Source organism: Aquabacterium sp., from assembly GCF_044226965.1.
Classification (GTDB): domain Bacteria; phylum Pseudomonadota; class Gammaproteobacteria; order Burkholderiales; family Burkholderiaceae_C; genus Pseudaquabacterium.
In genome coordinates this window covers 12,988-37,269 of the sequence record NZ_JBGAGA010000009.1, presented here as the reverse complement: position 1 = coordinate 37,269, position 24,282 = coordinate 12,988, and the positions used below count along the sequence as shown (strand labels likewise).

Genomic DNA, 24,282 nt, shown 5'->3' with positions numbered 1-24,282 from the left:
CGCACCCTGCCGCGGCCGGCCGCTTCAGCCCGGCTTGCCGTCCAGCCGCGGCCTCAGCAGCATCGGGCCATAACGCAGCGCGTACGCGGCAAAGCCGGCCGACCACAGCAGTGCCGAGCTGCCGATCGCCAGCGGATAGCTCGCCGGCCACAGCAGCGGCGGCAGCACGCGCAACAGCGCGGCGCCGAGCACCAGCGCGTACATCGTCACGTCCCAGCGGTCGGCGCGCAGCGGGCGGGCGGTGTGGCCGCGGGCGGTGCGGGTCATCATGCCGATGATGAGGCCGCTGATCGCGCCGGCCGTCAATGCGTGCGCGGCAATCGAAGGGGGCAGCCAGCCCACGGCCGCGCCGGCGCGCAGCGCCAGGTGCAGCGGAATCCAGGCATAGGCCGCATGCAGCACCCACACCAGCGGCGTGCGCAGCGTGCGCCAGGGCTGCCACAGCCACAGCCGCCAGGCGTGGGCAAAGGCGGTGGCCAGCAGCAGCGGCACCAGCCAGGGGGCGGGCAGGCCGCTGGCGTCCAGCACCAGCAGCGCCAGCACGCTGCCCAGCGCCATGCGTTCGACCATGGGCTGGCGCTGCGCCTGGGCACCGGGCACGCCGTTGTTCGTGAACATCGGGATCACGCGGCCGCCCATCACCGAGACGATGAACAGCACCAGGTCCAGCCCCAGCTGCAGCCCGGCCCAGGGCGGCAGCGGCAGCACGCCGGCCAGCGCGGCCTGCACCGCCACCGAAGCCAGGCCCAGCGCGACCAGCAGCGCCACGAAGAAGTAATTGCGCCGGTTGCCGCCGGCGTGCAGCGCGCGCCACAAGCCCCACGCGCAGGCCCAGGCAAAGCCCAGGTTGGCCAGCGCGGTGGCGGTGGTGTAGGGCGTGAGCGCCAGCACGCGGGCCGCCAGCCACAGGCCGGCCAGCGCGGCCAGCGCGCCACCGCTGGGCGTGGGCTGGCCGGCCCAGTTGCGGCCGGCGGTGAACAGGAAGCCCACCACCACCGCGAGCGTGAAGCCGAACAGCATCTCGTGCGCATGCCAGGCCGGGCTGTGCAGGTAGCTGAAGGGCAGCCAGCCCAGCATCTGCGCTGCCCACAGGGCCACCGAGAGGGCCGCGAAGCTGCTGGCCAGCAGGTAGAACGGGCGGAAGCCCAGTTGCCACAAGGCCAGGCCGCGGGGCGGCGCGGCGCGCGGGGGTTCTTCGATCTGCAGCAGGATGGCCATGGGAGACTAGGGTGCCTAACGCACAAGGACAGTGGAACGGGCCGGCCGGTGGCGGCGTGCCTGCAGCAGCGCCGAACCGAGCACGGTGAACAGGAACAGCAGCACCGCGCCGGCATTCAGCGCGGCGCCCAGCGGGCGCAGCGCTGGGTGCAGCGCGCCGCCGCCCAGGCGCAGCAGCAGCGACAGCTGCAGCAGCGCCGGCGCGGCATAGAACCAGGGGCCGAAGGCCAGCTTGATGCGCGCCACCGCGGGCAGGATGACCGGTGCATGCGCCATCACCATGCCGAGCACGAAGCCCAGGCCGATGGCATGCAGCGCCGCATCGCGCCAGGCCGCTGCGGGCTGCAGGCCGAGCGCGATCCAGGCGATGCCGCCCAGCCCCAGCCAGGCATGCCCGGCCAGCAGGCAGGCGGCCATGTAGCGCGCCAGACCGTCGGCGTGGATGGTGCGCCGCGCGATGTCGTGCCGCAGCAGCCAGAGCGCCAGGGCCAGCAGCGCGGCGCCGTAGACCACGCTGCCGGCGGCAGGCCAGTCGCTGCCCAGCGCGGCACCGGCCAGCAGCGTGGCCAGCACGGCCAGCAGCGTGGCGCGCGCGCCGGGCTGGTGGCGCATCAGCCGCGTCATCTCCAGCCGCTCGGCAGCGATGGTCAGCACCAGGAAGGCGAACCACCAGGCGGCGACGGCCCCATCACCCGGTCGCAGCCACTGCAGCAGGCAGCCGGCCAGCCAGGCCAGTGCGGCCAGCAGCAGCACGCCGGTGTGCAGCGCGCGCTGGCGCGCCAGCAGCGCCAGGTTCACCGGCACGAAGGCAACAGCAGCGATCACGAAGGCGGCATCGGCCACGCGCGGCTCGCCCAGCCACAGCGCCAGGCCGCCGGTGGCCGCGGCCAGCGGCGCGGCGAAGGCCCGCCGCAGCCGCAGCGCCACCGCGCGTTCAACGCCGATCACCGTGCCGAGGAAGGCGCAGATCATCAGCGCGGCATGCGACACCGCGGCCTGGCCGACCAGCGGCGAAACGCCCGGGTCCTGCGTGACCGCGGCCAGCGGGTTCAGGCCCAGCCGCAGCAGCCCGCCCAGCAGGCCCAGCAACAGGCAGCCGAAGGCCACGACCATCAGCGGCCGTGCCAGCAGGCGGGTATCGGCAGTGGCCATGGCGTGCGCGGCGGCCGGCTTCACCAGCCCATCAGGCGACGACCGCGCGGCGTGATGGCCTCGGGCGTCCACGGCGGCTCCCAGCACAGCTCGGTCTCGATGCGCCAGTCGGGCGGCACCACCGGGTCGAGCGCCCGTTCCACCGCGTCGAGGATCTCGTCGGCCACCGGGCAGGCGGCCGAGGTCATGGTCATCAGCACATGCACGCGCGGGCCCTCGACCGTGACCTGGTAGACCAGCCCGATGTCGACGATGGACAGCGCCACCTCGGGGTCGATCACCGTGCGCAGCGCCTGGGTGATGGGCTCGCGCAGCGCATCGCTGTCGCCGACGAAGGGGAAGGGCTGCGGCTCTGGCAGATCGGGCGCGGCGGGTTCGGCATCCATGCCCGGCATCGTGCGGACATGAAACCGGTGGGGTCTTGACTTGGCGCAAGCCCGGGGCCACCGGTCGCCGCTAGGGTGCAGGCCCGCCTGTTGCGTTGCCGAAGGTTGCCGCTGCCATGTCCGTTCTGCCGTCCATCGATCCCGCCTTGCGCCAGCTGCTGGCACGCAGTGGCCTGAGTCCGCTGCGCCTGGGCGGGCGCGAACTGCTGCCCATCGTGCAGGGCGGCATGGGCATCGGCGTGTCGGCGCACCGGCTGGCCGGCAGCGTGGCGGCGTTGGGTGGCGTGGGCACGCTGTCGTCGGTGGACCTGCGCCGGCACCATCCCGACCTGATGGAGCGCACGCGCGGCCTGGGCGTGGGCGAGGCGGCCAAGGCTGCGATCAACGCCGCCAACCTCACTGCGCTGGAGCGCGAGATCGCGCAGGCCCGGCGCCTGGCCGGCGGCCTGGGCCTGCTGGCGATGAACGTGATGCGCGCGGTGAGCGACTACGCGGCCTACGTGAAGCGTTCGCTCGAATGCGGCATCGATGCCGTGGTGGTGGGCGCCGGCCTGCCGCTGGACCTGCCCGACCTGGCGGCCGAGCATCCGCAGGCGCAGCTGATCCCGATCCTGTCGGACGCGCGCGGCGTGCAGCTGGTGCTGCGCAAATGGGAGCGGCGCGGCCGCAGGCCCGATGCGGTGGTGCTGGAGCACCCCGGCCATGCCGGCGGCCACCTGGGCGCCGCCAAGGTCGAGGACGTGCACGATCCGCGCTTCGATTTCGAGAACGTGCTGCCGCAGACGCGTGCGGTGCTGCGCGCGGCCGGCATCGAGGACGAGGTGCCGGTGATCGCCGCCGGCGGCGTGCGCACGCTGGAGGACATCCGCCGCCTGCAGGGCCTGGGCGCGGCCGCGGTGCAGCTGGGCACGCCGTTCGCGGTGACCACCGAGTCGGACGCCCATCCGGTGTTCAAGCAGGTGCTGGCCGAGGCGCGCGACGAAGACCTGGTGGAGTTCACCAGCGTGGCCGGCCTGCCGGCGCGCGCGGTGCGGACGCCCTGGCTGGAGGCCTACCTCAAGGCCGAGCCGCGGCTGCAGGCGGTGGCGCATGTGAAGGCGCGCTGCACCAAGGTGTTCGACTGCCTGGCGCAGTGCGGGCTGCGCGACGGCAAGGTCGGCTGGGGCCAGTTCTGCATCGACCAGCAGCTGGCCGCGGCGCTGCACGGTGACCTGAAGGGCGGCCTGTTCTTCAGCGGTCGCGGCAAGCTGCCCTTCGGCCACCAGATCCGCAGCGTGCGCGAGCTGATGGAGCGCCTGCTGGGCGCCACGGCGGATGCGGCACCCGCTCCGGCGCTGGCCGAGGCCGCGGTCGGCTGAGCACGCTCAGGCCGGGAGGCCTTCCGGCATCAGACCTGGTGGCCTTCCTGCAGCGGCGGCGCAAAGCCCAGCGGGTCGGGCAGCGCCTTCAGGATGCGCTGGTACACCGCCTGGAAGGCCTCGTCGGGCGGGTGGCCGCCGGCGAAGGGGTCCTGGTTGGCCGCGAAGGCGGCGTCGAGCTCGGCCCAATGCTCCTCGCCGAGCTGGGTCTCGGCCGCGCGCAGCACGTGGCGCTCCTCCAGCATCATGTGGCGCAGGTAGAACGCGGTGTAGCGCGCCAGCGCCTGCTCGAAAGCCTCGCGCCGGGCGTCGCCCATCACCTCGTAGGCCAGCAGCGTGTGCTCGAGCAGGTGGATCGAGCGCTCGCCCTTCTCGTGGTCGGCCGTGAGCTCGTCCAGCACATCGGCGAGCTCCGGGCAGTACTTGCGCACCAGCGGGAACAGCAGCTGGTCCTCCTTCGGGTGGTGCAGCCGGTTCGGGTATTCGTCGATGTAGAACAGCATCGACCGCAGCAGGCCGAAGTCCGGCAGCTGGTGGTGCGAGCGGCATTGCTGCAGCAGCATGGACATCGACTGCAGCATCGCCGCCAAGGCGCGGTGCTCGTCCCGGATGATGGTGAGGGTGGTGGAGCGCATGATGTGCAGCTTGGCAGGGGGGTGGGGGTGCCGGGTTGTGCTGTGTCAGGCCAACGTGGCGACGAGCAGCGCCTGCAGCACGTAGTCGGGGTCGGCCTCGGCCGGCAGCTGGCGCTGCAACGGATGGTCGCGCCGCGCCAGGCCGTTGTAGACGGGCACGCCGATGCTGCGCTGCAGGCGGTGGACCACCTCGTCGGGCAGCTCGTCGCACTCCACCGCGTCGTACAGCCGGCCCAGCAGCCGCGCCGTGTCGCGCTCGGCGTCGGCTTCGCCGCGCTGCAGCGCCGTGTCGGGCGAGATGCGCGCCACCCGGGCGCCGAGCCGCGTGGCCGCGCGGGTGAAGGCCTCGGCCGCCGCGCAGTCCGCCTGGTTGCACAGCACCGCGATGTTCTTGCCGCGCAGCAGCGGCTGCTCGATGCCAGCGGCCGCAGCACGGCGCAGCGCCTCTGCCGAACCGAGCAGCACCTGCAACTCGTCGGTCGACAGCGGCATCTGGGCCAGCAGCTTGTGGGTCAGGGACAACTTCATCGCGCCAGCAGACAAGACAGGGATTTGAGAAGGGTTGTTGGTCGGCAAGGGTAGGCCGCCGGCCGCGGATCGGTTTGCGCAACATCAAGTGCCGAACGGCGGGCACCTGCCGTTGCGGTGCTGATACCGGCCGTTTACCGAGTGACACCGAGCGATATGGCGTGTTCTCACCCCGTTGCTCGGCGCTGCCGACACTGGCATCCAACGACACAGCCCCTGCAGCCGCCCGGAGATCCACGATGAACACCTCGCTCGCCCCCCACACCGCCCCGCAGTCGATCACCGCCGTCCGCCTGCCCGCGCGGGCCTCGCTGCAGCGGCCGGAGGCCGCTGCGCCGGTCGAGGTGAGTGACGACAGCCGCCGCATCGCCGAGATGCTGACCCTGCTGGCCGAATCGGTGAATGTGCAGCGCCGCGTGCTGCACGCCGGCGACACGGTGTACCAGGCCGGCGAGCGCTTCTCGCACCTGTACGTGCTGAACTCGGGCTTCTTCAAGATCGTCAACACCGCGTCCGACGGGCGCGAGCAGGTCGTGGCGCTGCACTTCAAGGGCGACTGGCTGGGCTTCGACGGCATCGCGCAAGGCCAGTACGGCTGCGACGCGGTGGCCATGGACACCGGCGAGGTCTGGGCCATCCGCTACGACGAACTGCTGGCCGCCTGCATGCGCCAGCCGCAGCTGCTGGCCGTGCTGCACGGCGAGATGAGCCGCGAGATCACGCGGGACCGCGATTCGTTGCTGTCGCTGTGCACGCTGTCCGCCGACGCGCGGGTGGCCGACTTCCTGCGCTACTGGGCCGAATCGCTGGCCCGCCGCGGCCTGCGCAACGACCAGATCACGCTGCGCATGACGCGTGCCGAGATCGGCAACTACCTGGGCATGACGCTGGAGAGCGTGAGCCGGGCGCTGTCGAAGCTGGCGCGCGACAAGGTCATCGGCTTCGTCGAGAAGGGCCGCCGCGAGGTGAGCATCCCGGACGTCGCGGCCCTGGGCGCCTTTGTCCAGCGCTGCGGCGGCGCCGCCCGCCCGACGCTGCAGTGAGCCGCCGGCGCCGCGCGCCTCAGGCGCGCGCGCCCAGCACGCGCACGATGGCCCGTGCCAGCTCGTCGCGGCCATAGGGCTTGCGCAGCAGCTCCCAGCCCGGCGGGCTGTCGCGGTCGGCGTCCAGCAGGTCGGACGAATAGCCCGACATCAGCAGCACCGCCAGTTGTGGCCGCTGCTTTTGGGCGCTATGCGCAAGCTGCGTGCCGCGCATCCCGGGGCCGAGCGCGATGTCGCTGAGCAGCAGGTCGACCTCGTCGGGCTGCGCCAGCAGCGCCAGCGCCTGCTCGCCGCTGGCGCAGGCCGTGACGCGGCAGCCGAAGCCATCGAGGAAATTGCGCACCACCGTGCGCACCTCGGCATCGTCTTCCACCAGCAGCACGCGCAGGCCCGGCGGCACCGGCTGCCCGCTGGCCGGGCCTTCGCCGCGGGGCGCGGCTTCCTGCAGGTCGGCCGGTATGTACAGCGTGATGGTCGTGCCCTCGCCGGGTGCCGAGTCGATCGTGGCGCCGCCATGCGACTGGCGCGCGAAGCCGTACACGGTGGACAGGCCCAGCCCGGTGCCGCGACCGGCTTCCTTGGTGGTGAAGAAGGGCTCGAAGGCGCGCTCCTTCACCGATTCGGGCATGCCGGTTCCGGTGATCGCGGTGGGGTCTTCCTGCGCCAGTTCGGCCGCCAGCGCCGGCGGCAACGTGGCGCGGCGGGCCTTGAACAGCAGCTGGCCTCCGTCGGGCATGGCGTCGCGCGCATTGATCGCGATGTTCAGCAGCGCCGATTCGAGCTGGCCGGGGTCGGCGCGGCAGGGCGGGCAGTCGGGCTCGATCTCCACGCCGATGCGCACCCGCTGGTCCAGCGTGCGGCGCAGCATGTCGGCCAGCGAAGGCAGCAGCGTGCCCAGATCCACGGTGTGCGGCTTGAGCACCTGGCGGCGTGAGAACGCCAGCAGCTTGCCGGTGAGCTCGGCACCGCGCCGCGTCGCGCGTTCGGCGGCGTGCACCAGTTGCTGCGCGAAGTCGTCGCCGGCCACCGCGGGCAGCTCTTCGAGCACCTGCAGGTTGCCGTGGATCACCGTCAGCAGGTTGTTGAAGTCGTGCGCAATGCCGCCGGTGAGCTGGCCCACGGTTTCCAGGCGCTGGGCATGCTGCAGCGCCTCCTCGGTCTGCACCCGCTGCAGCGCGGTGGCCACCAGGTTGGCCAGCGACTGCAGGAAGCGGGTCTCGTCCTCGCCGAAGCGCTGGCGCTGGCGCGAGCGCACGCTCAGCGCGCCGATGACGCGGCCCCGCTCGAGCAGCGGCACGCCCAGGCCGCTGACCAGCCCGTCGGCCAGGTAGGCGGGCGGCGTCGTGAAGCGGGACTCGCTGCGGTAGTCGGCCACCACCACCGGCGCCGCGGTCTGGAGCACATGGCCGGGCGGCGTGTGCGGCAGGTTGGGCACCAGCGTGCCCGGCGCCTCGCCGGCCGTGAGCCCCAGCCCGCCGGCCACGCGGAAGCTCTGGCCATCGGGCTGCAGCAGGTACAGCACGCCGACCTCCACCTGCAGCGCCTCGGCCGCAACCACCGGCACCTGGCGCAGCAGCGGTTCGGCCTCGCGCATGTCCACCGCCAGCCGGCTCATCTGGGCGATGGCCTCGGCATGGCGCGCGCGCTGCAGCGCCTGCTTCACGCGCGGGTAGCTGCCGATGTCGCGGATCGAGGCCACCACGTAGGGCAGGCCCTGCTCCTGCAGCGGGCTCAGCGCGATCTCGACCACCACCTCGCTGCCGTCGCGCCGGCGTGCTGCCAGCTCCATCTGGGTACCCATCGGCCTGGGCCGCGGGTTGCGTGCATAGGCCTCGCGGTAGGCGGCGTGGCGCGGGCGGATGCTGTCGGGCACCAGCGCATCGACCGGCAGGCCGTTCAGCTCGCCCTCGGAATAACCCAGCAAGTCAGCGGCCGAGGGGTTGGCCAGCACGACCGTGCCGGCCATGTCGACCAGCAGCATGGCATCGGGGTAGGCGGAGAACAGCGTGCGAAAGACGCTGTCGCGGTCGAGCGCGCCATGGGTCACGAGGGCTGCACCTCCGGCACGAACACGTAGCCCGCGCCCCGCACCGACTTGATCAGCGACGGGTTCTCGGGATCCGCCTCGAGCTTACGGCGCAGCCGGCCCACCTGCACGTCGATCGTGCGGTCGAAGGGCCCGGCTTCGCGGCCGCGCGTCTGCTCGAGCAGGAAGTCGCGCGACAGCACGCGGCCCGCGTGGCGCACGAAGGTGGCCAGCAGGTCGAATTCGCCGGTCGTCAGCGCCACCTCCTGGCCGCCGGCGTCGAGCACGCGGCGGCCGGCCAGGTCCAGCAGCCAGCCGGCGAAGCGGAAGCGCTCGCGCGCCGGCGCCGCAGCGGCCGCCGGGGCGGCGGCGAGCGGGGCAGTAGCGCTGGGTGCCGCGGCCGGCGCCGCCTCGGGCTGCAGGCGCCGCAGCACGGCCTTGATGCGGGCCAGCAGCTCGCGCAGCTCGAAGGGCTTGGTGACGTAGTCGTCGGCGCCGATCTCGAGGCCGACCACCTTGTCGATCGCGTCGCCGCGCCCGGTGACGATCACCAGCCCGCAGCGCCAGTGCTCGCGCAGCTGGCGCGCGATCGCGAAACCGTCTTCACCCGGCAGACCCAGGTCCAGCAGCACCAGCGCGGGCGCGTCGCTGCCCATCAGTGCCATCAGCGCGTGGCCGCTGGGCAGCTGGGTGATGCGAAAGCCGTGGGCGCCGAGGTAGTTCGCCAGCAACTGGGTGATGTCGGCCTCGTCGTCGACGACGGCAATGTGGGTCGGGTCGGGCATGCAGGGGGCGTGTCGGAATCCGGCGCGGGAACGTAAGGGTAGCGCGAGAAGTGGTCTCGATCGCCGGATTGCGTACCATCAAGCCGGTTCTGTGCAGAGGCGGCATCATTCCTTGCACCGGCCCGGCCGGGCCGCCTTCCTTCCCACCTCGGAGTGAACGACCATGAAGATCCTGCTCGCTGTCGATGGCAGTGCCTACACCAAGCGCATGCTGGCCTACATCGCCGCGCACCCCGAACTGCTGGGGCCGGCGCACGAGTACACCGCTTTCACCGTGGTGCCGCGCATTCCGCCGCGGGCGGCCGATTACCTCGAGCACAAGATCGTCGAGGACTACTACCAGGAACAGGCCGAGGAGGTGCTGGGCCCGGTGAAGGCCTTCGCCGCCCAGCAGGGCTGGCAACTGCGCGCGCTGCATGTGGCCGGCCATGCCGGCGACGAGATTGCCGCGCTGGCAGCCAAGGAGCATTTCGACCTGGTGGTGATGGGCACGCATGGCCGCTCGACGCTGGGTGGCGTGGTGCTCGGGTCGGTGACCACGCGCGTCGTCGCGCACTGCAAGCAGCCCGTGCTGCTGATTCGCTGAGCGCTGCGGCCCCGAGGGTCGACTGGACGCCCCGTCCCTGCAACTGCCCGCGCATGCGCCGGGCCTGCTGGCGGCGCTGGCCGTCGGCCTGGTGATCGGCCTGGAGCGCGGGTGGCGCGCCCGCGCGGTGGCCGATGGCGGCCGTGTCGCGGGCCTGCGCACCTTCGCGCTCGTCGGTCTGCTGGGCGGCGTGCTGGCGATCGTCGGCCCGCTGCTGCTGGCGGCCGGCGCCTTCGGGCTGGCCCTGATCGGGGCCGCCGGCTACCGCGAGTCGGTGCGTTCGACCGGCAACCTCAGCGCCACCTCGGCCGTGGCCTTGCTGCTGAGCTTCGGCCTCGGCGCACTGGCGGCCCTCGACTCGCCGGGCCTGGCGGTGAGCGCCGCGGTGCTGGTGGCCGTGCTGCTGGACCTGCGGCCGACCATCCACCGTTGGCTGCGCATGATCGATCACCCGGAGCTCAGCGCGGCGCTGCAGCTGCTGGTGCTGTCGGCGGTGGTGCTGCCCTTGCTGCCCGATGCGCCGCTCGGCCCCTACCAGGCCCTGAACCCGTACCGCCTGTGGTGGGCCGTGGTGATGGTGGCGGGCCTGTCGATGTCCGGCCATGTCGCGATGCACCTGGTGGGCCCGCAGGCCGGCGCGGTGTGGACCGGATTGCTCGGCGGCCTGGCGTCGTCGACCGGCGCGACGCTGGCGCTGGCGCGGCAGGTGCGGGCCGAGCCGGCGCTGCGTGCCGCGGCGCTGGCCGGCTGCCTGGCCGCCACCGCGATGATGTGCCTGCGCATGGCCCTGATCGTGGCCGTGCTGGCCCCGGGCCTGTTGCCGCGGGTGCTGCCCGCGCTGCTGGCCGCGGCGGCCACGATGATCGGCGGCGCGTTGTGGCATTGGCGCCGGCGCAGGCCGGTGGTGCCGGCCGCTGCATCGGCCCCTGCCGCCGGCGAGCTGAGGCCCTTCGACCCGCTGCATCGGCCCCTGCCGCCGGCGAGCTGAGGCCCTTCGACCTGGGCGCCGCACTGGCCTTCGGCGTCTTTCTCGCGCTGATGGCCGTGCTGACCGAGGCGGCGCGGCAGGGCCTGGGCGCGGCGGGGCTCTATGGCCTGGCGTTGCTGTCCGGGTTGGCCGATGTGGATGCGATCACCGTCTCGCTGGCGCGGCTGCAGGGCAGCGGCAGCCTGGGTGCGCCGGTGGCGGCCCTGGCGCTGGGCCTGGCGCTGTTCAGCAGCCTCGCGGCGAAGGCCGTGATTGCGGGCGTCAATGGCAGCCTGGCGATGGCCTGGCGCCTGGCGCTGGCGTATGGCGCCGCCATGCTGGCGGCCAGCGCTGCGTTGGCCGTGGCCGGCTGAGCGGGGGTGAGCGGCGGCTCGCGCGGGGACAACAAAAAAGGGTTAGCCGCTGACGCGTGCTAACCCTCTTTGTGTCTGGTGGGCCCTGTATCTCCCAAATCCGCCTATGAGAACGATTCATTGTTGGCGCGAGTTACCCGCAAAGTTACCCGCACAGATGGCTCGCTGGCCATATGCCGGGTAGGCACGTTTGCGCTGCGCATATCCGACTCGGCCATTTTTTGACGGGGACAACGGGGACGCGGGGACCGCAGCACCCAAGCTGTTGAATTCATTGGCATTCTCTGTCCCCGAAGCATAAAAAAGCTGTCCCCGTTGCATTCGGCGGACGGGGACAGCGATTGATCGATTGGAATTGGCTTCAGCGCGTCGTGCCGCGTCACCAGCGTGGCCAGCATCCGGCACGCCGGATCATCAAGCGGCCGCAGCAAGCATGCTCTAAGTCTCGCGGCGAAGTAGAACCACAACCACCTCATCCATCGAGCCGGCGAAGTCCCACGTCCTCGACGCGGATCGATCACAAAGATTGCTATGCCCGCTGCCTTTGAGCGAAAGCGGGTTTCGGCTCGGGGTCGGTGAACGCCAGCAGCGTCGCGGTCGGCAACTGCTCACGCAGGGCTCGAAGCCACGTGCACCAGGTTGCCTGGCATCGAAGGCCACTGCTGTGGCTTGGCCGGCGGGCCTGGTGCACCGTCGCGCCGGTGGCAAAGCCTTCGACCAGCAGCACAGTCGCCGCGCGCTTTCAGCGCGCCCAGCTGGTGCCACAGGCCGGACTTCCGACCGCCCGGCAGCAACCGCTTTTACGGCGATCCGTTGGCGGGCTTCTCGGGCGCGATGCGCTGCACGTTCTGCAGCTCGCCAGTGGCATTGCGCATCGGCACCAACAGCGTGCCATCGGGCAGGAACCGCACACCGTCGGCCTGCGCGTGCAGCCTGATCGGCACGACGCCGGTACTCGGCGGCCTCGGCCTCGCGTTGCTGCCGGCGCTCGTCGGCCACGCGCTGCAGCTCGGCGGGGTTCGCCGGTTCGACTGCTGACGCCTGCGATGCGGCGTCAGCGTCCTGGAACTGCCACCCGTGATCCTTGGCGATGCCGAACAGCGCGCCGATGGTCGTGCGGTCGCCGGCCTTCATGCTGCGCCAGGCGTCGCGGGCGTCGCGCGGCTTGTACGACTCACCGAGTGCGCTCCACTCGCTCCACAGATCGAAACCCGCGTCAGCGCCCAGCTCGGACTTGATGGCCATCCCAACGTGGACCCAGGTGTCTCGGTCCACGTCGGACGGCACGCTGGCCAGCGCACTGCGCACCAGATCGGCCGTGATGGTCCGGCGGAGGTGCATCGTGTTGCCGCCGCCAGTCTTGCGGCCGCGCGTGTCTGTACGTTCCTTGCTCGAGGTCATGTGGGGCCTTCAGCGCCACGCTCGCGGCCGCCTTGCGTGCGCGTCTGGCCGACATGGAGCCTTGGCCACATCAATACCAGCCACCACCAAGGGACGGGCAGACATCAGTCCGCATTCAGTCCGCCAGGCCGTCCGAGTCTGATTTCGGCACTTCCAGGCCGTACTTCTTCGCGAGACGCTTTCGCATGTGCTCAGCAACTGCTTTCACGGCCCCCTGCCCCCCTTGGTCGAAGGCGGGAACCATGAAAGGATGTGGCGCAGACCCAGGATGCTGCACGCGCGCCAGTTGCTTGCCTCCCGGCAACTGGAGCGCGCTGTGGGGCGGTGCCTTGATCTCGTGAGGCTTTGCGCCTCTCTCGACAATGACCCCGTACCACGGAGCCTTGTTTGACTTGCTTGCGCCTGCTATGACAGAAGCCGTGAGCTTGCTCCCCTGCTTGGACGTGGATACGCGAATCGATGCGCGGAGTTGACCAGACTGATCGTTGAAGGCGGCCGAACTCTTCGCGATAGTCTGTAGGTGCTTCGCCCCGGCTCGAAGGGAGCTGCGCAAGATCGTCTGCTCTACCTTGACGGGGAGCGTATCGAGTGCGGCCTGAAGTGCCTTCAGGCCTTTGAACTTGACATCGAGTGCCATACGTAACTCCTCGAAGGTGTAGGGACCTATAGCGGACGCTCGCGCATCCGGCTCGCTTGCCATCACGGTTGATGCCCCATCAGCCGCTGCAGGCGTGCATACCTGCCAGGCGCATCGCGAACGAAGCTATGGGTAACACTCTCGCCTCGATCGCAGCACTCCTGGCGGCCGCGCCTTTTGCTTGGTATCCGGTGGATGCCTTTAGCGCCATCATCGAGATATTCCCGGCCTCGTTGAGCGCGTCGGGCAGGCATCCTTCAGCCCGATTCGGGTTTGCTCAGCCTAGACGCGACAAGTCGCGCCGGGCTCGCCAACTCCGATGTTGAGCGAGACACAAAGGCCCGACATGCGGCCCTGCACATCGAACCAAGGGGAGTGCAACTCTCCATCGGGGACGCATGGACCGATCACAGCTAGCGTCATGCCGGGCCGGGAGGGCGGCGCGTTGTGCCGCGGCTTCATCGTGTGTCCTCGACCTGCGTCAGGTCTTGTAGACGTCTGCGCTGCGAAGCGCGGTGTGCGGACGTGGTCGAGCCGGTTCCTGCACTGTTGCCCCCTTGTCGCACGGCCTCCAGTTCGACTGCTGCGCATCGGGCCATCAGGAGCGCAGCCGGCAGCGCTTCCACGGGATTGCCGGCATCGGCCGCTAGCTGAGCAGCGGCGGCCCACTCGGCTGAGGCCTCACGCCGATCGCGCTCGCGTTGCATGGCCGCGCGCAACTCCGCGGGAAAGAATGGGCCTTTGATCCTCTTGGACATTCATCTACCTCCTGCAGTGTGAGGGCGCGGTGTGCAGCCGGCCATAACCGACGGTGAACCGCCTCACAGCGACCCCTCGATCGCCGCCATGCCGCCCATGGGTGAGAGCGCATGCCCGGCATGCCTGCCAGGTGCATCGCGAACGAAGCTATGGGCAGCACTCTCGCCTCGATCGCTCGCTTCGGCCCCTAGGTGGCGGAGTGCTGGTAGTGCTTCACCGCGGTCACGTCGCGCAGGTTGCCTCCGGCGCGAGCAACCGCCATGAATCCCACCTGGCCATTCAGCGAGAACGCCGAGTCCGACAGGCGGAAGAGCTGCAGCGCAAGTGCATCGCGGATCAGGTAGCTCGCCAGATTGCCGAACAGTACCGACTTCGCACTGGCGGCCGGCGCTGGCATGTCGTTGTTGATGAACACCGGATAGTCCATCAAGTACGCGGCACCCTGATCACCGTCAGGCAGCCACACCGGTCGGCCGTTTGTGTCCTTGATCTTGCGAACGACCTTCCGCGTGGTCTGCGACATCATCCAGCCACTCTTGACCAGGGGTGCGCCTTCCTGGGCGTCGGGCATGCCGAGCGAGGCTTCGTCCACCGAGTCTGCCAGGTCCACCAGGTCGTCGTAGAGGATCGTGGTCGTCTGCCCGCTGGCGCCGACCTTGCCGACCGAAGAGGCAGTGACGATGCCCGTCGGTTCGTTGGTGCCGGTCCCGGTGGTGAACAGCTGGTTCTGCTTGCGGCCGATTCGGGCGCGCGCGCGCTGCAGCACCAGCTGCACCACATCAACGGCCGAGTCGATGAGCAGCTCGAACGGAACCTTGAAGACCTTCGAGCCCACCTTGTAGACCGGCACCAGCCGAACATCGAAGTCGGCGTCCAGCAGTGACGCGGCTGCGTTCTGACCGAGCAGCTCGCCAACCTCGTCGGTGCCGTCAGACACCGGCACGCTGAAGGCTTCGCCGCGGCCGGTCGTGATCTCCTCGGCCACCTGGCGCATCCAGCCGTAGCCCTTGATGGCGTCGGTGAACTCGGTTGCCACGATTGACCCGACGACAAGGCCGCCCTCGCTGCCGGTGGTCGTGCTCATCGCCGCCTTGATCTTGGCCGCGACAGCCGGCGTGTAGTGTTCGGAGTGGCACCGGATGAAGAGTTCCAGCGCCTCGGTCTGGGCCTGTGCCCGCGCGCGAACCTCGCGTGCGACCTTCATGTCTTCCAGGGACTCGCTGGCCTGGTCGTAGTCTTCCATCAGCGCGTCGAATGCACTCTGCAGGGCGGGTGTCCACTTCCGGTCGCCCTGGTCCGCCAGCAGCGCGCGTGCGGCGGTCGCACGGTGGTTCATGCGCGCGCGCAGTTGGGTCATCGTTTCCATGTTGCTGTGCTCCTTGTGCGTCGCTGTGATCAGGCGGTCCGCGGCTGAAGGCGAACCGGCTTCGGCTCGCCAGGGCCCTCGTAGGCGTCCATGTCGGCATACCAGGCCGCGTCACGCTCGGCCCGCCACAGCAGCGAATCGCGCTCATCGAGACTGCCGAGGTGTTGGCGTGCCGTGGCAAAGGTGTCCTCGAATCGGGGTTCGTAGCCATGGGCACGCACCTCAGCCAGGAACGCGCGCTCCTCGCACTCGATCGCGTGCAACTGGCGCAGCGCGTTGACACGCTTGCGCACGATCTGCTGATGCTGCGCCTTCAACGTCTTACAGACGCCTGCGCTCACGTTGCGGGCGGCATGTTCCAGCTCATCGCTTGCGGCCAAGATTGCCCGGGTGAGGGCGCTTCGCTGCGGCTGCAGCTCTGCCCGCTCCTCGGTCAAGCTGGTGACGATGGCAGACGACTTCACCACTTCGCCGGACTCGGCGAACTTCAGCGCCGCGCCGACGAACCGGTCATCAGCTGCGCCCGGCGTGGGTTGTGCCGAGGCCAGTTGCAGGTCAATCTCGGCGATGCGGCCGTCGACCTTTGCGAATGCCGCGTTCAGGCGATCCAGTTTGCCCTTGGCTTCGATGTGCGCCGGGTGCTCTTTCAGGTGTTCCATCAATACCTCCTGTGTTGGCGGGAGGCATCATGGATTCCGACTTCCCCGTAAGCGTCCTCAACTACGAAGGGTGATCCGAGGATCGACAGAGCCAGGCCGCGCGCAGGTCAACAGCGTTGGGAAGTCCCTGCTCAAGGGCTTCCCTGTAACGCCGCTCGGCAGTGGCGCCAGAGACGTGGATGCCCTGCCGTTCGCCGGCCTCTTCGAACAGGTCGCGATTGATAGGACGGAAGCTGCCGTCGGGCATGCGCTCCGAGGCGAGCTGAAGCACAGCGGCATGCACTGCACCTACCTGTCGCCGGCGAGTCCGGACGTCGGCAAGGCGAGTGCCTTTTGGCCAGGGCCGGCCAAACGCCTCATCCCACGACCCCACGCAGGCATCCGTCACACGTAGCACGCGGCGCGAGAACTCGTCTGCCAGCCAGCGAGGGACAGGAAGCGCGTTGTGCAGGCAGGCGTGCAGCGCCTTGAGCACCGCCCCACCATCGGCCTCACGCAGGCATTCGTCACGCAGGCCCTCGACAGCGCGCGCAGCATGCTCGGCGCGTCCGGTCATGGTGTCCGGCCGTCCCTCGGTAGTGGGCTGGGCCGGACTCTTCACAGATCCTCGAAGTCGTCGCCGAAGATCGACGGCTTGACCAGGTAGACCGACACCTTGTCTCCCATGCCGGGGATGCGCTGGCGAACCGTCAGCCGGTCACCCTCGGTCATCAGGTGACCGCGATCGCGCAGGACACGTGCGACCTGGTCAGCGTCGAAGCCCTTGCACACCTGACGCCTGAATTGCTCGGGCAGGCAGAAGTGCTGCCAGTCGCCACCGTTGATGGCGCGCAGCTCTTCTTTGCTGCGCTTGTCGATGTAGTCCTGCGCGGCATCGAGCTTGATCGGCGTGCCCTCCGAATCCACCAGGCGCCGGAAACCCACGCGCAGCGGCGTGTTCGGGCGATGGTCGTCGGTGAGTCGATGCATCGGTGTGAACAGAGCGTCACCGTTCGTCTCCAGGAACTGCTTGACCTGTGAAGCCATGGCGTAGTGCTCGCCATTGCCCAAGTGCCGGCGCTTGGCCAGCCATGCCTCGAAGCAGCTGCGCACGGCGCGCACCGCCTCGCCGAGCTCCCACCCGGTCAGTCCTGCCTTGGTGGCCAGCTCGCCCGCTGCAGCCACCACTGCGAAGCGCGATGCCACGCGGCGCACCTGCGGGTGCGCGGCCTCGGGCACGCATTGCGCTTCGAACTGGCCCATGATGTTCGCCGCCCGGCTTTCCACCTCCGTCAGGTGCTGCGCCAACCACTCCAGCCAGGCCACGCCCGCGGTGCCGAAGGTGCGTGCCGCTGCCTTCGTGATGTTGTCGACGAACGCCTTGCCATCGGCCTCGCCGTGCAGTTGCTCCAGCATGCCCAGGCCGGCGCCGGCATCAGCGGGCACCGAGGGTATGCGCAGCAGCTGCCCCTCGTTGGGCTTCTTGCCAGCCTCCTGCATGTGGTCGGCCAGGCCCTTCTCGCCCGATGACAGGAACAGCAGGCGCCAGGTGCGTCGGCGGCGCAGCTGGTTGGCCCTGGTGGCGCGCCCCTTCTCCTGTTCGTTGGCCAGCATGTACGCGCACTCGCCGACGATTCGGCCTTCGGCCTGGCCGATCTCGTCCAGGATCAGCAGGCAGTCACTGTGCTGCGATGCCGTCGCTTCAAGCGCGTTGTCGGTCGTGCGCCATTGCTGCTTGAACTTCGGCGAGCCCCACACGCTCGCGGCGACCAGCAGCGCTGTGGTCTTGCCCAGGCTTGAATCGCCGACCAGGTGGAAGCCGCCGGTCTGGATCGACAGCGGGCCCATCAGCGGGCCCGCGAAGGCGCAGCACACCGCGAACACCAGGCGCGAATTGCCGGCGCACCAGGAGGACACGCCATCGCGCCACTGCGCCAGAGTGCCGGCCTGGCGGAACGTGTCTTCGATGCCGGCATCGGTCTGGAATACATAGCGCCGGCCGGCGCTCTCTTCGCCCACGCAGCGCGACGGCTGCACGAACACGCCGTTGTGCCAGCCCACGCGATCGGTGCAAGTCACGCGCTGATCAGGGTGGCGCGTATCAAGGTACTGCGCCAGCAGGTTGCGGGCGCCTCGGCCGGGTGCCATGCGCAGGCCCATGTCGCGCAGTCGGCCAGCCCATTCGGCGCCTTCGCCGCTCAGCAGTGCCAGCGGCATGGCCCAGGACTTCCGGCGCCGGTCGGGGTCGGTGAACTCCAGCAGCACGCCCCAGCCATTGCTGTCGTCGTTGCGCGTCAGCGCCTCGACGTGCAGCGGCGCACACAGCCAGCTCGGGCGCTTGCGGTTGCCCTCGCCATCGGCCGGCGGGCAGAACCAGACGCCAGGGCGATTGCATCGAGGGTCGCGCGCCGATGCCCCGTCATCATCGGTCACCAGCTCGAACAGGTCGAAGCTGGGGCCCCGATCGTCGGGCGGCCCACCCTCGCCATCGTCCTCATCATCGTTCGCGCTGCCAGGGGCCGGTTTGCCGCCTCGCCGGGGCTTTGGCACGGCCGGCGCTGCCAGGGCTGCCTGCACCTGGTCGCGCACCGCCTGCAGGCCGAGCTGCACGGCCAGGTCGTTGAAGTCGGTGCCGCCCTCGGCCAGGCCCTGGGGCAGAACCACGCCAGCGGGCCCGTTCTCGGTGGCCACCGCGCGCGCCGCAGTAGCCGCCTTGTCGCGCCCGGGGTTGCGGCCGGTCCTGGCCTCGGTCGCGCGGTCGTCGTCGCCGCATACCAGCAGCGTTGCGCGAGGAAGCAGCTCACGCAGTGCACGGGCCACGTGCACCAGGTTGCCGGCATCGAAGGCCACCGCCGTGGCCTGGTTTGTGGCCTCGTGCACGGTCGCACCCGTGGCGTAGCCTTCGGCCAGCAGCACCGCCGTCGCGCCGTCCAGCGTGCCCAGCTGGTGCCACAGGCCCGACTTCCGGCCGCCAGGCAAGAACCGCTTTTCCGGCGATCCGTTGGCAGGCTTCTCGGGCGCGATGCGCTGCAAGTTCTGCAACTCGCCAGAGCCGTTGCGCATCGGCACCAGCAGCGTGCCGTCGGGCAGGAAGCGCACACCGTAGCCCCGTGCGTGCTTGCGCCGCAGGTAGGGCGAATCGCCGCTGTCCGAGGCCTCATCCCACAGCCGTTGGGCGTCGCGTGCAGCCTGATCGGCACGACGCCGGTACTCGGCTGCCTCGGCCTCGCGTTGCTGTCGGCGCTCATCCGCCGCGCGCTGCAGCTCCGCGGGGTTCGCCGACTCCATTGCAGGCGCCTGCGATGCGGCTTCAGTGTCCGGGAACTGCCACCCGTAATCCTTGGCGATGCCGAACAGCGTGCCGATCGTCGTGCCACCGCTGGCCTTCATGCTGCGCCAGGCATCGTGGGCGTCGCGCGGCTTGTACGACTCGCCGCGTGCGCTCCACTCGCTCCACAGATCGAAACCCGCGTCAGCGCCCAGCTCGGACTTGATGGCCATCCCGACACGGACCCAGGTGTCTCGGTCCACGTCGGACGGCACGCTGGCCAGCGCACTGCGCACCAGATCGGCCGTGGCGCGTCGGTTCCAGCTAGTTGCTCGATGCTTCGCCATGCCGCAATCAGCTCTTCGACTTGACGTCAAAGCTGTCCGCATCCGCTGCGGCCTCCACCACGGCGAGGTAGCCTCGAGCGATTGCAGAGAGCTCCAGGCCGGATGAGGCACTGTCCGCCAGCCGAGGCAAGAAGCCGCCCCCCTGGGCCGCCACAGCGAAGAGAGCGAAAAGTCCGCCAATCTGAGACAGGGCAATTCCCAGGCTCTCAAGTGCGTCACCGACTGATACGTCGTGGCTGATGGTCAGACCATCCACGCCGACTCGACTCTCCGGTCCGCCGATGTTCATGCCGCCTTCGAGCAGTCGGCGCGACACCTCTTCAATGGGTTGCGCAGTGAAGGGGCGCCTTTGCCTGAAGGTGGATCGCGCCCGGGCGCCTGGCAAGTCGGAATCGAGTTCCCGGGTGGAGTTAATAAGCGCCTCTGTTGCGATCGATCGCCAGGCGTGTCCGCCTGGAAGCCCGAAGGCCTGGAACTGGCGATCCAGCTCGACCAGCGCCAACCGCATTGCTTGCGTGTGCGGCATGGTCGCCTACAGAGCCCTGTGGGCGCCGCCACGTTGATTCATTGTGCCCGCGACAACACTGACGACGCCGCGGGCAGGACTGTCCTTCGGCATTCGATTTCGCTGCCGGGCGATCGGCGATTCGTGTGCGTCCTTTGCAACGTGCGATCTGGACGGCACGCAAACCATCAGCCGCTCATGCAAAACACTTGCCGTGGACAGGGCCTCCTCGAACGCATGCACGCCCGCCCACTGAACGTCGGTAAGAGAACCTTCGCGAACTGCAGCCAGCCCTGCCCCAATAAGCCTTCGCAGGCGATTCGCCGTGGCCGCATGCCCCAAGGTGTCGTGCTTCGCCTCGACCTGGTCCTTCCAGCCGGCGACCGGTTCGGCCATGCGCATCGCCGGCTCCAACATGCCCGCTAGCGCCGAGGCTTGCTCTAGCGCCAGAAGACCTGCGGTGCGCGTGCAATCCTGCGTGTCGTTGTCGTCCGCATTGATCGCGTCGATGCCGCTCAGCAACAGCAGTTGCAGGCGTGTATTGAGGCTCTCAACCGACCGCGACAGGTCGACTGGGGCGTCACCCACATAGGCGACCACAACCGGGACATTCGTTTGCGCGTTCATCGTGCACCTCCCTTGGCGAATGCAGCGCGCTCGCCCCGCGCGCGTTGCTGCGTGAAATCGCCCGCCTCTGCGGCCACGAGCAGCGCGCGCGCCATCGCGCGCGCCTGGCCCGGCGTCAGCGCGCCGGAAAGGCGCTGGTTGCCGATGCCGATTTCCAGCATCACGGCCTGCGCGTCGCCGCCGCGCCGCGTGCTGTAGATCGCGGCGGCCTGGTCGCCGGCCAGGGAGAACACGCCGTGCAAGCGCCGGCTGCGCGAGGTCGCCGGTGCGTGGTGCACAGGCGTCTGCGAAGGGAATCGGGAAAGGGAGAAGTGGGCGGAAGCGCCCGAGGGATTACCAGCCATGGTGTCGGCTCCTGTGTAGCGGTCAATCACCGCCACCCTCGCTCTCACCCGGGGGTGGCGGCCCAAAGCGGGGTTGAGAGACCGGAACACAGGCACCGGCGAGCCCGAAGGCTCCCCCGCCCGGGCCGCCATTGAAATCGGCGCCGCCAAGGCGATGCGTCGCGCATGAAAAAGGCCGCTCTTGAGGCGGCCGCGCGCCTGTGTTTTCGGGCTCTCACCCCCGACCCCTGATGTGCAGGGGCGATGCAAGTGTAAGGCCTTGCGCGGGCGACGCCCACATGAGCGCGCCATCAGGTCAGTTAGGCTGTCGCGGTCGACAACTGCGACCGCACCACCATGATCGGAAAGTACACCCTTGCCGAGCTTCGGCGCTTCCTCGAGATTCATGATCGTTTGAATGATGGTGAGCTGACCAAGGCCGATGCCGTGACCTTTGCCATGCTCGGGTGGATTCGCCAGGTTGAGATCTCGCCGCCGCGATTTGTCATCACGGACCTGGGGCAGCATCAGGTCGACAATCCGTTGCCTCCGCATCTGCGGTAGCGCTGGTGCGATCGAACAGCGTGAACTGCACCAGGTCCACGAACTCGCTGCGCTGCCGGATGCGCACCTCGATACCGATCGGCCGCCACCCGTACAGCGCTGCCGTTAGCACCTCCTGCGGATTCATGTGCTGAATCAACTGCTGCAGGCCTGCGCCCGGTGGCGCCATCAGACGCAAGCACAGCTCGCCTCGCGTGCCCTTGCCGGCTTCCTTCGCGGTTGCCGCGGCACGATCAGGCGGCATGTACCGCTGCAGCGCCAGCTGCATGCTGGCCAGGCGCTCGAATGCCACGGCTCAGCGATCGTCGGGGAACAGGGAGGTGTCGAGCACCGTGGGCTGCCCTGGCCTCGACTGGGCGATCAGCTCGCCGCTGTAGCGCAGGGTCACGCGCAGGATGCCCGGCAGGTGAAATGCCGCCGTCGCATCCAGCACGTTGGGCCCTTCGCCGCGAACGGTGCAGTACACCTGGGTGCGTGGCCACTGCTCACGCACCACGCTATAGGCGGTGACAAGTGCAGCAGACCGCAGATCGAGGCCGAGCCAACGAAAGTTGCTCATGCGCGCGACTCGAAGCCAGATAGGCCGCGTTGTGGCTCAGCGGCTGACGCCCGGTCCTTCACATCCTGGACCCATTCGTACACGCGCGATGCTGGCCACGCAGTGCAACGCGCTGTGATCTTTACGGCATTCGGAAATTCACCGCGACGCATCAGCAGGTAGATGGTCGACTTCTTCAGTCCAGTGATCTGCTCCACCTGAGGCAAGCGCAGGTATTGGTCGCGTTGAACGACCGGGGCGCCATTGCTGACCAGTTGCATGCTCTTGCACTCCGCCAAGCTCTTGTGAGCGATGGCGGAAATATGCCGGCCGTACCCCTGCTGCATCAATGCAGCAACGATGCGGCAGTTCGATCCCATAGGTACGTGCGGCCCGCCGGTGCGGCGGTAATGCCGCACTCGTCGGGGCGAGTCGCTACCTTGTCAAGCTGCTGACCACCCCGCCAATCGCCCCGGCGGACTGCTTGCGGGCCTGCTTTTCCCAGCGCCTAACGGTTTCGACGTGAACCCCGTACTCGGCAGCGATGATCGCCGTCGTTTTTGGTCTCCCGGGTTGTTTTCTGAGGGTGTCAAGTCGCAAGAGCAAATCGGCGCACGCTTGCTGCGCCGTCGGGAGGCATTTCTTGCCGCCGTCGTTCTCTGCCTTGCTCTCAGGCTTGGCATCGACCAAACGCAACTCCACGACATTGGGCGCGCACCCAAGCTGCGCGGCGACAGCCTCAGTCACTGCAATGTGCGCCGCGGCACCTCGATCAAGGTCCGAGTCGCTGGTGACATGCATCGCCCAATGCGCCAAGCACTGCCGCAGGCCCTCGGCGCCTCGCTCGGCCACGGCACACCCGTCCTTGTCCCGGAAAGAACCATAGAGGCTGTGCTCATCGTCGAACTCGACCCATTCAGACGATCCCGACAGCCATCGCCAATCGCCGGCTGGTGAACCTTCACCATCGGGATTCAGTGGCGACGGAATCCAGACGTCTGCACTCTGCAGCGCCACTGGCCATCCGGCAGGGTCCAGAGAATACAGGCCATCGAGGCCAGCGTTCAGCAACTCGTCCAGCTCGTGGACAACCACTGCCGCCGCTTGAGTCGAGCTGATGCCAGATTCAGTGCGCCTGGCACGTACCACGTCAGCCAGCCGCACCAGCTTGCCGCTCCGCGCGGCATCAAGCCACTCAGTGCCCCAGCGATCGGCATCGTGGCCCGACGCCGCTGATTCGAATTGCGATTCCATGGATGCGCCCCGATGCCCCGCAATTTGGACGCACCGCGCCGCCAGGCGGGGCGCCGGGATACGAGCCGTGATCAGCGGCCCGCCGGCGCGGTGCTCCGCAATCGTAGCCTCGATGAGGCTTGCCCGCGAGCGCTACGCTCAGGAGTCGCTTCGATCTGGAGGCGACGCGGGCGGGTCAGCTGCTTCAATTGCTTTGCGCACCTTGGCCAGCGCCTCGTGCATTGACTCGATGAACCAGGTCATGGGGCAGAAGCGCACGATGCGCGACGGGGCATGCCATGAACTTTGAATGCCTACGAGACAGTACGCGGCCGGAGCGCCGTTCTCATACACGATGCCAAAGACCGGGGAACCACTCATCCCGCCCACGCTTTCGACGCGATGCTGTGGGTCCTGGGGACTCGGCGCCATGCGACCGAGAGTGGTCCCGGGCTTGTCCGGCATGTCCGGTGTCGGGGCCTGCTGCGTCAGTGGAATCATCACCAGGCGCATCGCGCCCACGCTCCCGCGCACCGAGTACGACTCGGCTGGAACCCCCACAAGTACAGTCTGTCGGTACCGCGCAAAGTCAGCGGCACCCACATACTGATCCCCGAGCGGAATCACGCCTGCAGCGGCCAGACCTCTGCGAGTGAATGCGTCGATCGGTACGACTGCAAAGTCGGCACCGGTCTCGTCGTCGTCGATCGTCGCCCAGTCATCAAGGTTCAGATCGGCGGGCAATGGCGGGAAGGACGTACCGGCGAAGGCGTCGACCAGGCGCCCGGCAGATAGGACTGCGCCCGCGACGTTCAGCCTTCTCAGTCGTTCGATCACGTGGCCAGCGGTGAGCAGGTACCAATCGCTCTCGATCTCGACAACAAAGCAGGATGCGAATTCTTCAGCAGGTGACCCGCCAGGCGGAGTCACTCGATAGGCCAGCGCCACAAAGTGCTTGTTGGCGTTTTCCCGCAGAAAGTCTTCCTCGTGCGACATGGGTCCTCCCAGCCGTGGGCCG

General features: G+C 69.1%; 26 protein-coding genes. 5 read left to right on the top strand and 21 right to left on the bottom strand.

Going from position 1 to position 24,282, the window contains the following annotated elements:
* Positions 1-24 precede the first annotated feature (24 nt).
* From ACILR4_RS06155 to ACILR4_RS06145, 3 genes are read right to left on the bottom strand one after another with little or no spacing between them, the layout of a single operon-like run.
* The gene (locus ACILR4_RS06155) at positions 25-1,218 is read right to left on the bottom strand and encodes an NnrS family protein (RefSeq protein WP_395699959.1); all 1,194 of its coding nucleotides are present in this window, start codon (positions 1,216-1,218) and stop codon (positions 25-27) included.
* A gap of 15 nt (positions 1,219-1,233) precedes the next feature.
* On the bottom strand, positions 1,234-2,370 hold the full coding sequence (locus tag ACILR4_RS06150) for a hypothetical protein (RefSeq protein ID WP_395699958.1): 1,137 nt from the start codon (positions 2,368-2,370) through the stop codon (positions 1,234-1,236).
* Between the two features lie 20 nt (positions 2,371-2,390).
* Positions 2,391-2,756, bottom strand: coding sequence for a metal-sulfur cluster assembly factor (locus ACILR4_RS06145; RefSeq protein WP_395699957.1), 366 nt, complete (start codon positions 2,754-2,756; stop codon positions 2,391-2,393).
* 116 nt (positions 2,757-2,872) lie between these two features.
* Here ACILR4_RS06145 and ACILR4_RS06140 point away from each other — a divergent pair, with 116 nt between their 5' ends.
* On the top strand, positions 2,873-4,114 hold the full coding sequence (locus tag ACILR4_RS06140) for an NAD(P)H-dependent flavin oxidoreductase (RefSeq protein ID WP_395699956.1): 1,242 nt from the start codon (positions 2,873-2,875) through the stop codon (positions 4,112-4,114).
* Between the two features lie 29 nt (positions 4,115-4,143).
* On the opposite strand, the gene ACILR4_RS06135 is transcribed toward ACILR4_RS06140, so the two are convergent.
* Positions 4,144-4,749 (bottom strand): hemerythrin domain-containing protein, encoded by a 606-nt coding sequence (locus ACILR4_RS06135; protein WP_395699955.1) that lies wholly within the window; start codon positions 4,747-4,749, stop codon positions 4,144-4,146.
* Positions 4,750-4,794: 45 nt separating this feature from the next.
* Positions 4,795-5,277 carry a hypothetical protein gene (locus tag ACILR4_RS06130; protein WP_395699954.1) on the bottom strand — a complete coding sequence of 161 codons (483 nt, stop codon included), beginning with the start codon at positions 5,275-5,277 and terminating at the stop codon, positions 4,795-4,797.
* 239 nt (positions 5,278-5,516) lie between these two features.
* Between ACILR4_RS06130 and ACILR4_RS06125 the strand changes: the two genes are divergently transcribed.
* Positions 5,517-6,320: a Crp/Fnr family transcriptional regulator gene (locus ACILR4_RS06125; RefSeq protein WP_395699953.1), complete on the top strand. Its 804-nt coding sequence runs from the start codon at positions 5,517-5,519 to the stop codon at positions 6,318-6,320.
* A gap of 19 nt (positions 6,321-6,339) precedes the next feature.
* Here the strand turns inward: ACILR4_RS06125 and ACILR4_RS06120 are convergent, their stop codons facing one another.
* Together ACILR4_RS06120 and ACILR4_RS06115 are read right to left on the bottom strand one after the other, a co-directional pair.
* Positions 6,340-8,367: a PAS domain S-box protein gene (locus tag ACILR4_RS06120; protein ID WP_395699952.1), complete on the bottom strand. Its 2,028-nt coding sequence runs from the start codon at positions 8,365-8,367 to the stop codon at positions 6,340-6,342.
* Entirely contained in the window at positions 8,364-9,131 is a 768-nt protein-coding gene (locus tag ACILR4_RS06115; RefSeq protein WP_395699951.1) for a winged helix-turn-helix domain-containing protein, read from the bottom strand. Before ACILR4_RS06115 ends, ACILR4_RS06120 begins: the two co-directional genes overlap by 4 nt.
* 163 nt (positions 9,132-9,294) lie before the next feature.
* Here ACILR4_RS06115 and ACILR4_RS06110 point away from each other — a divergent pair, with 163 nt between their 5' ends.
* From ACILR4_RS06110 to ACILR4_RS06100, 3 genes are all read left to right on the top strand, one after another.
* Positions 9,295-9,717, top strand: coding sequence for a universal stress protein (locus ACILR4_RS06110; RefSeq protein WP_395699950.1), 423 nt, complete (start codon positions 9,295-9,297; stop codon positions 9,715-9,717).
* Between the two features lie 91 nt (positions 9,718-9,808).
* On the top strand, positions 9,809-10,705 hold the full coding sequence (locus tag ACILR4_RS06105; protein WP_395699949.1) for an MgtC/SapB family protein: 897 nt from the start codon (positions 9,809-9,811) through the stop codon (positions 10,703-10,705).
* A 50-nt stretch (positions 10,706-10,755) separates the two neighbouring features.
* Positions 10,756-11,058, top strand: a complete 303-nt coding sequence (locus tag ACILR4_RS06100) for a DUF4010 domain-containing protein (RefSeq protein ID WP_395699948.1) — start codon at positions 10,756-10,758, stop codon at positions 11,056-11,058.
* 438 nt (positions 11,059-11,496) lie between these two features.
* On the opposite strand, the gene ACILR4_RS06095 is transcribed toward ACILR4_RS06100, so the two are convergent.
* The 14 genes from ACILR4_RS06095 to ACILR4_RS06030 form a co-directional block, all read right to left on the bottom strand.
* On the bottom strand, positions 11,497-12,459 hold the full coding sequence (locus ACILR4_RS06095; protein WP_395699947.1) for a PriCT-2 domain-containing protein: 963 nt from the start codon (positions 12,457-12,459) through the stop codon (positions 11,497-11,499).
* A gap of 115 nt (positions 12,460-12,574) precedes the next feature.
* Entirely contained in the window at positions 12,575-13,096 is a 522-nt protein-coding gene (locus ACILR4_RS06090; protein WP_395699946.1) for an HK97-gp10 family putative phage morphogenesis protein, read from the bottom strand.
* A gap of 946 nt (positions 13,097-14,042) precedes the next feature.
* Entirely contained in the window at positions 14,043-15,221 is a 1,179-nt protein-coding gene (locus ACILR4_RS06085; RefSeq protein ID WP_395699945.1) for a phage major capsid protein, read from the bottom strand.
* 29 nt (positions 15,222-15,250) lie between these two features.
* Complete coding sequence (locus ACILR4_RS06080; protein WP_395699944.1) at positions 15,251-15,880, bottom strand: hypothetical protein; 630 nt, start codon at positions 15,878-15,880, stop codon at positions 15,251-15,253.
* Positions 15,881-15,941: 61 nt separating this feature from the next.
* Positions 15,942-16,436, bottom strand: coding sequence for a hypothetical protein (locus tag ACILR4_RS06075; protein ID WP_395699943.1), 495 nt, complete (start codon positions 16,434-16,436; stop codon positions 15,942-15,944).
* Positions 16,437-16,477: 41 nt separating this feature from the next.
* Positions 16,478-19,585, bottom strand: coding sequence for a DUF927 domain-containing protein (locus tag ACILR4_RS06070; RefSeq protein ID WP_395699942.1), 3,108 nt, complete (start codon positions 19,583-19,585; stop codon positions 16,478-16,480).
* On the bottom strand, positions 19,482-19,982 hold the full coding sequence (locus ACILR4_RS06065) for a hypothetical protein (RefSeq protein WP_395699941.1): 501 nt from the start codon (positions 19,980-19,982) through the stop codon (positions 19,482-19,484). Before ACILR4_RS06065 ends, ACILR4_RS06070 begins: the two co-directional genes overlap by 104 nt.
* 24 nt (positions 19,983-20,006) lie before the next feature.
* Complete coding sequence (locus ACILR4_RS06060) at positions 20,007-20,606, bottom strand: hypothetical protein (RefSeq protein ID WP_395699940.1); 600 nt, start codon at positions 20,604-20,606, stop codon at positions 20,007-20,009.
* Positions 20,603-21,457 (bottom strand): hypothetical protein, encoded by an 855-nt coding sequence (locus ACILR4_RS06055; protein WP_395699939.1) that lies wholly within the window; start codon positions 21,455-21,457, stop codon positions 20,603-20,605. The genes ACILR4_RS06060 and ACILR4_RS06055 overlap by 4 nt, the downstream gene beginning before the upstream one ends.
* Positions 21,438-21,785, bottom strand: coding sequence for a hypothetical protein (locus ACILR4_RS06050; RefSeq protein WP_395699938.1), 348 nt, complete (start codon positions 21,783-21,785; stop codon positions 21,438-21,440). Before ACILR4_RS06050 ends, ACILR4_RS06055 begins: the two co-directional genes overlap by 20 nt.
* 3 nt (positions 21,786-21,788) lie before the next feature.
* Positions 21,789-22,052, bottom strand: coding sequence for a hypothetical protein (locus ACILR4_RS06045; RefSeq protein ID WP_395699937.1), 264 nt, complete (start codon positions 22,050-22,052; stop codon positions 21,789-21,791).
* Complete coding sequence (locus ACILR4_RS06040; protein WP_395699936.1) at positions 22,049-22,312, bottom strand: helix-turn-helix transcriptional regulator; 264 nt, start codon at positions 22,310-22,312, stop codon at positions 22,049-22,051. Before ACILR4_RS06040 ends, ACILR4_RS06045 begins: the two co-directional genes overlap by 4 nt.
* A 154-nt stretch (positions 22,313-22,466) precedes the next feature.
* Positions 22,467-23,285, bottom strand: coding sequence for a hypothetical protein (locus tag ACILR4_RS06035; protein ID WP_395699935.1), 819 nt, complete (start codon positions 23,283-23,285; stop codon positions 22,467-22,469).
* A 138-nt stretch (positions 23,286-23,423) separates the two neighbouring features.
* Positions 23,424-24,260: a hypothetical protein gene (locus ACILR4_RS06030; RefSeq protein WP_395699934.1), complete on the bottom strand. Its 837-nt coding sequence runs from the start codon at positions 24,258-24,260 to the stop codon at positions 23,424-23,426.
* Positions 24,261-24,282: the final 22 nt, after the last annotated feature.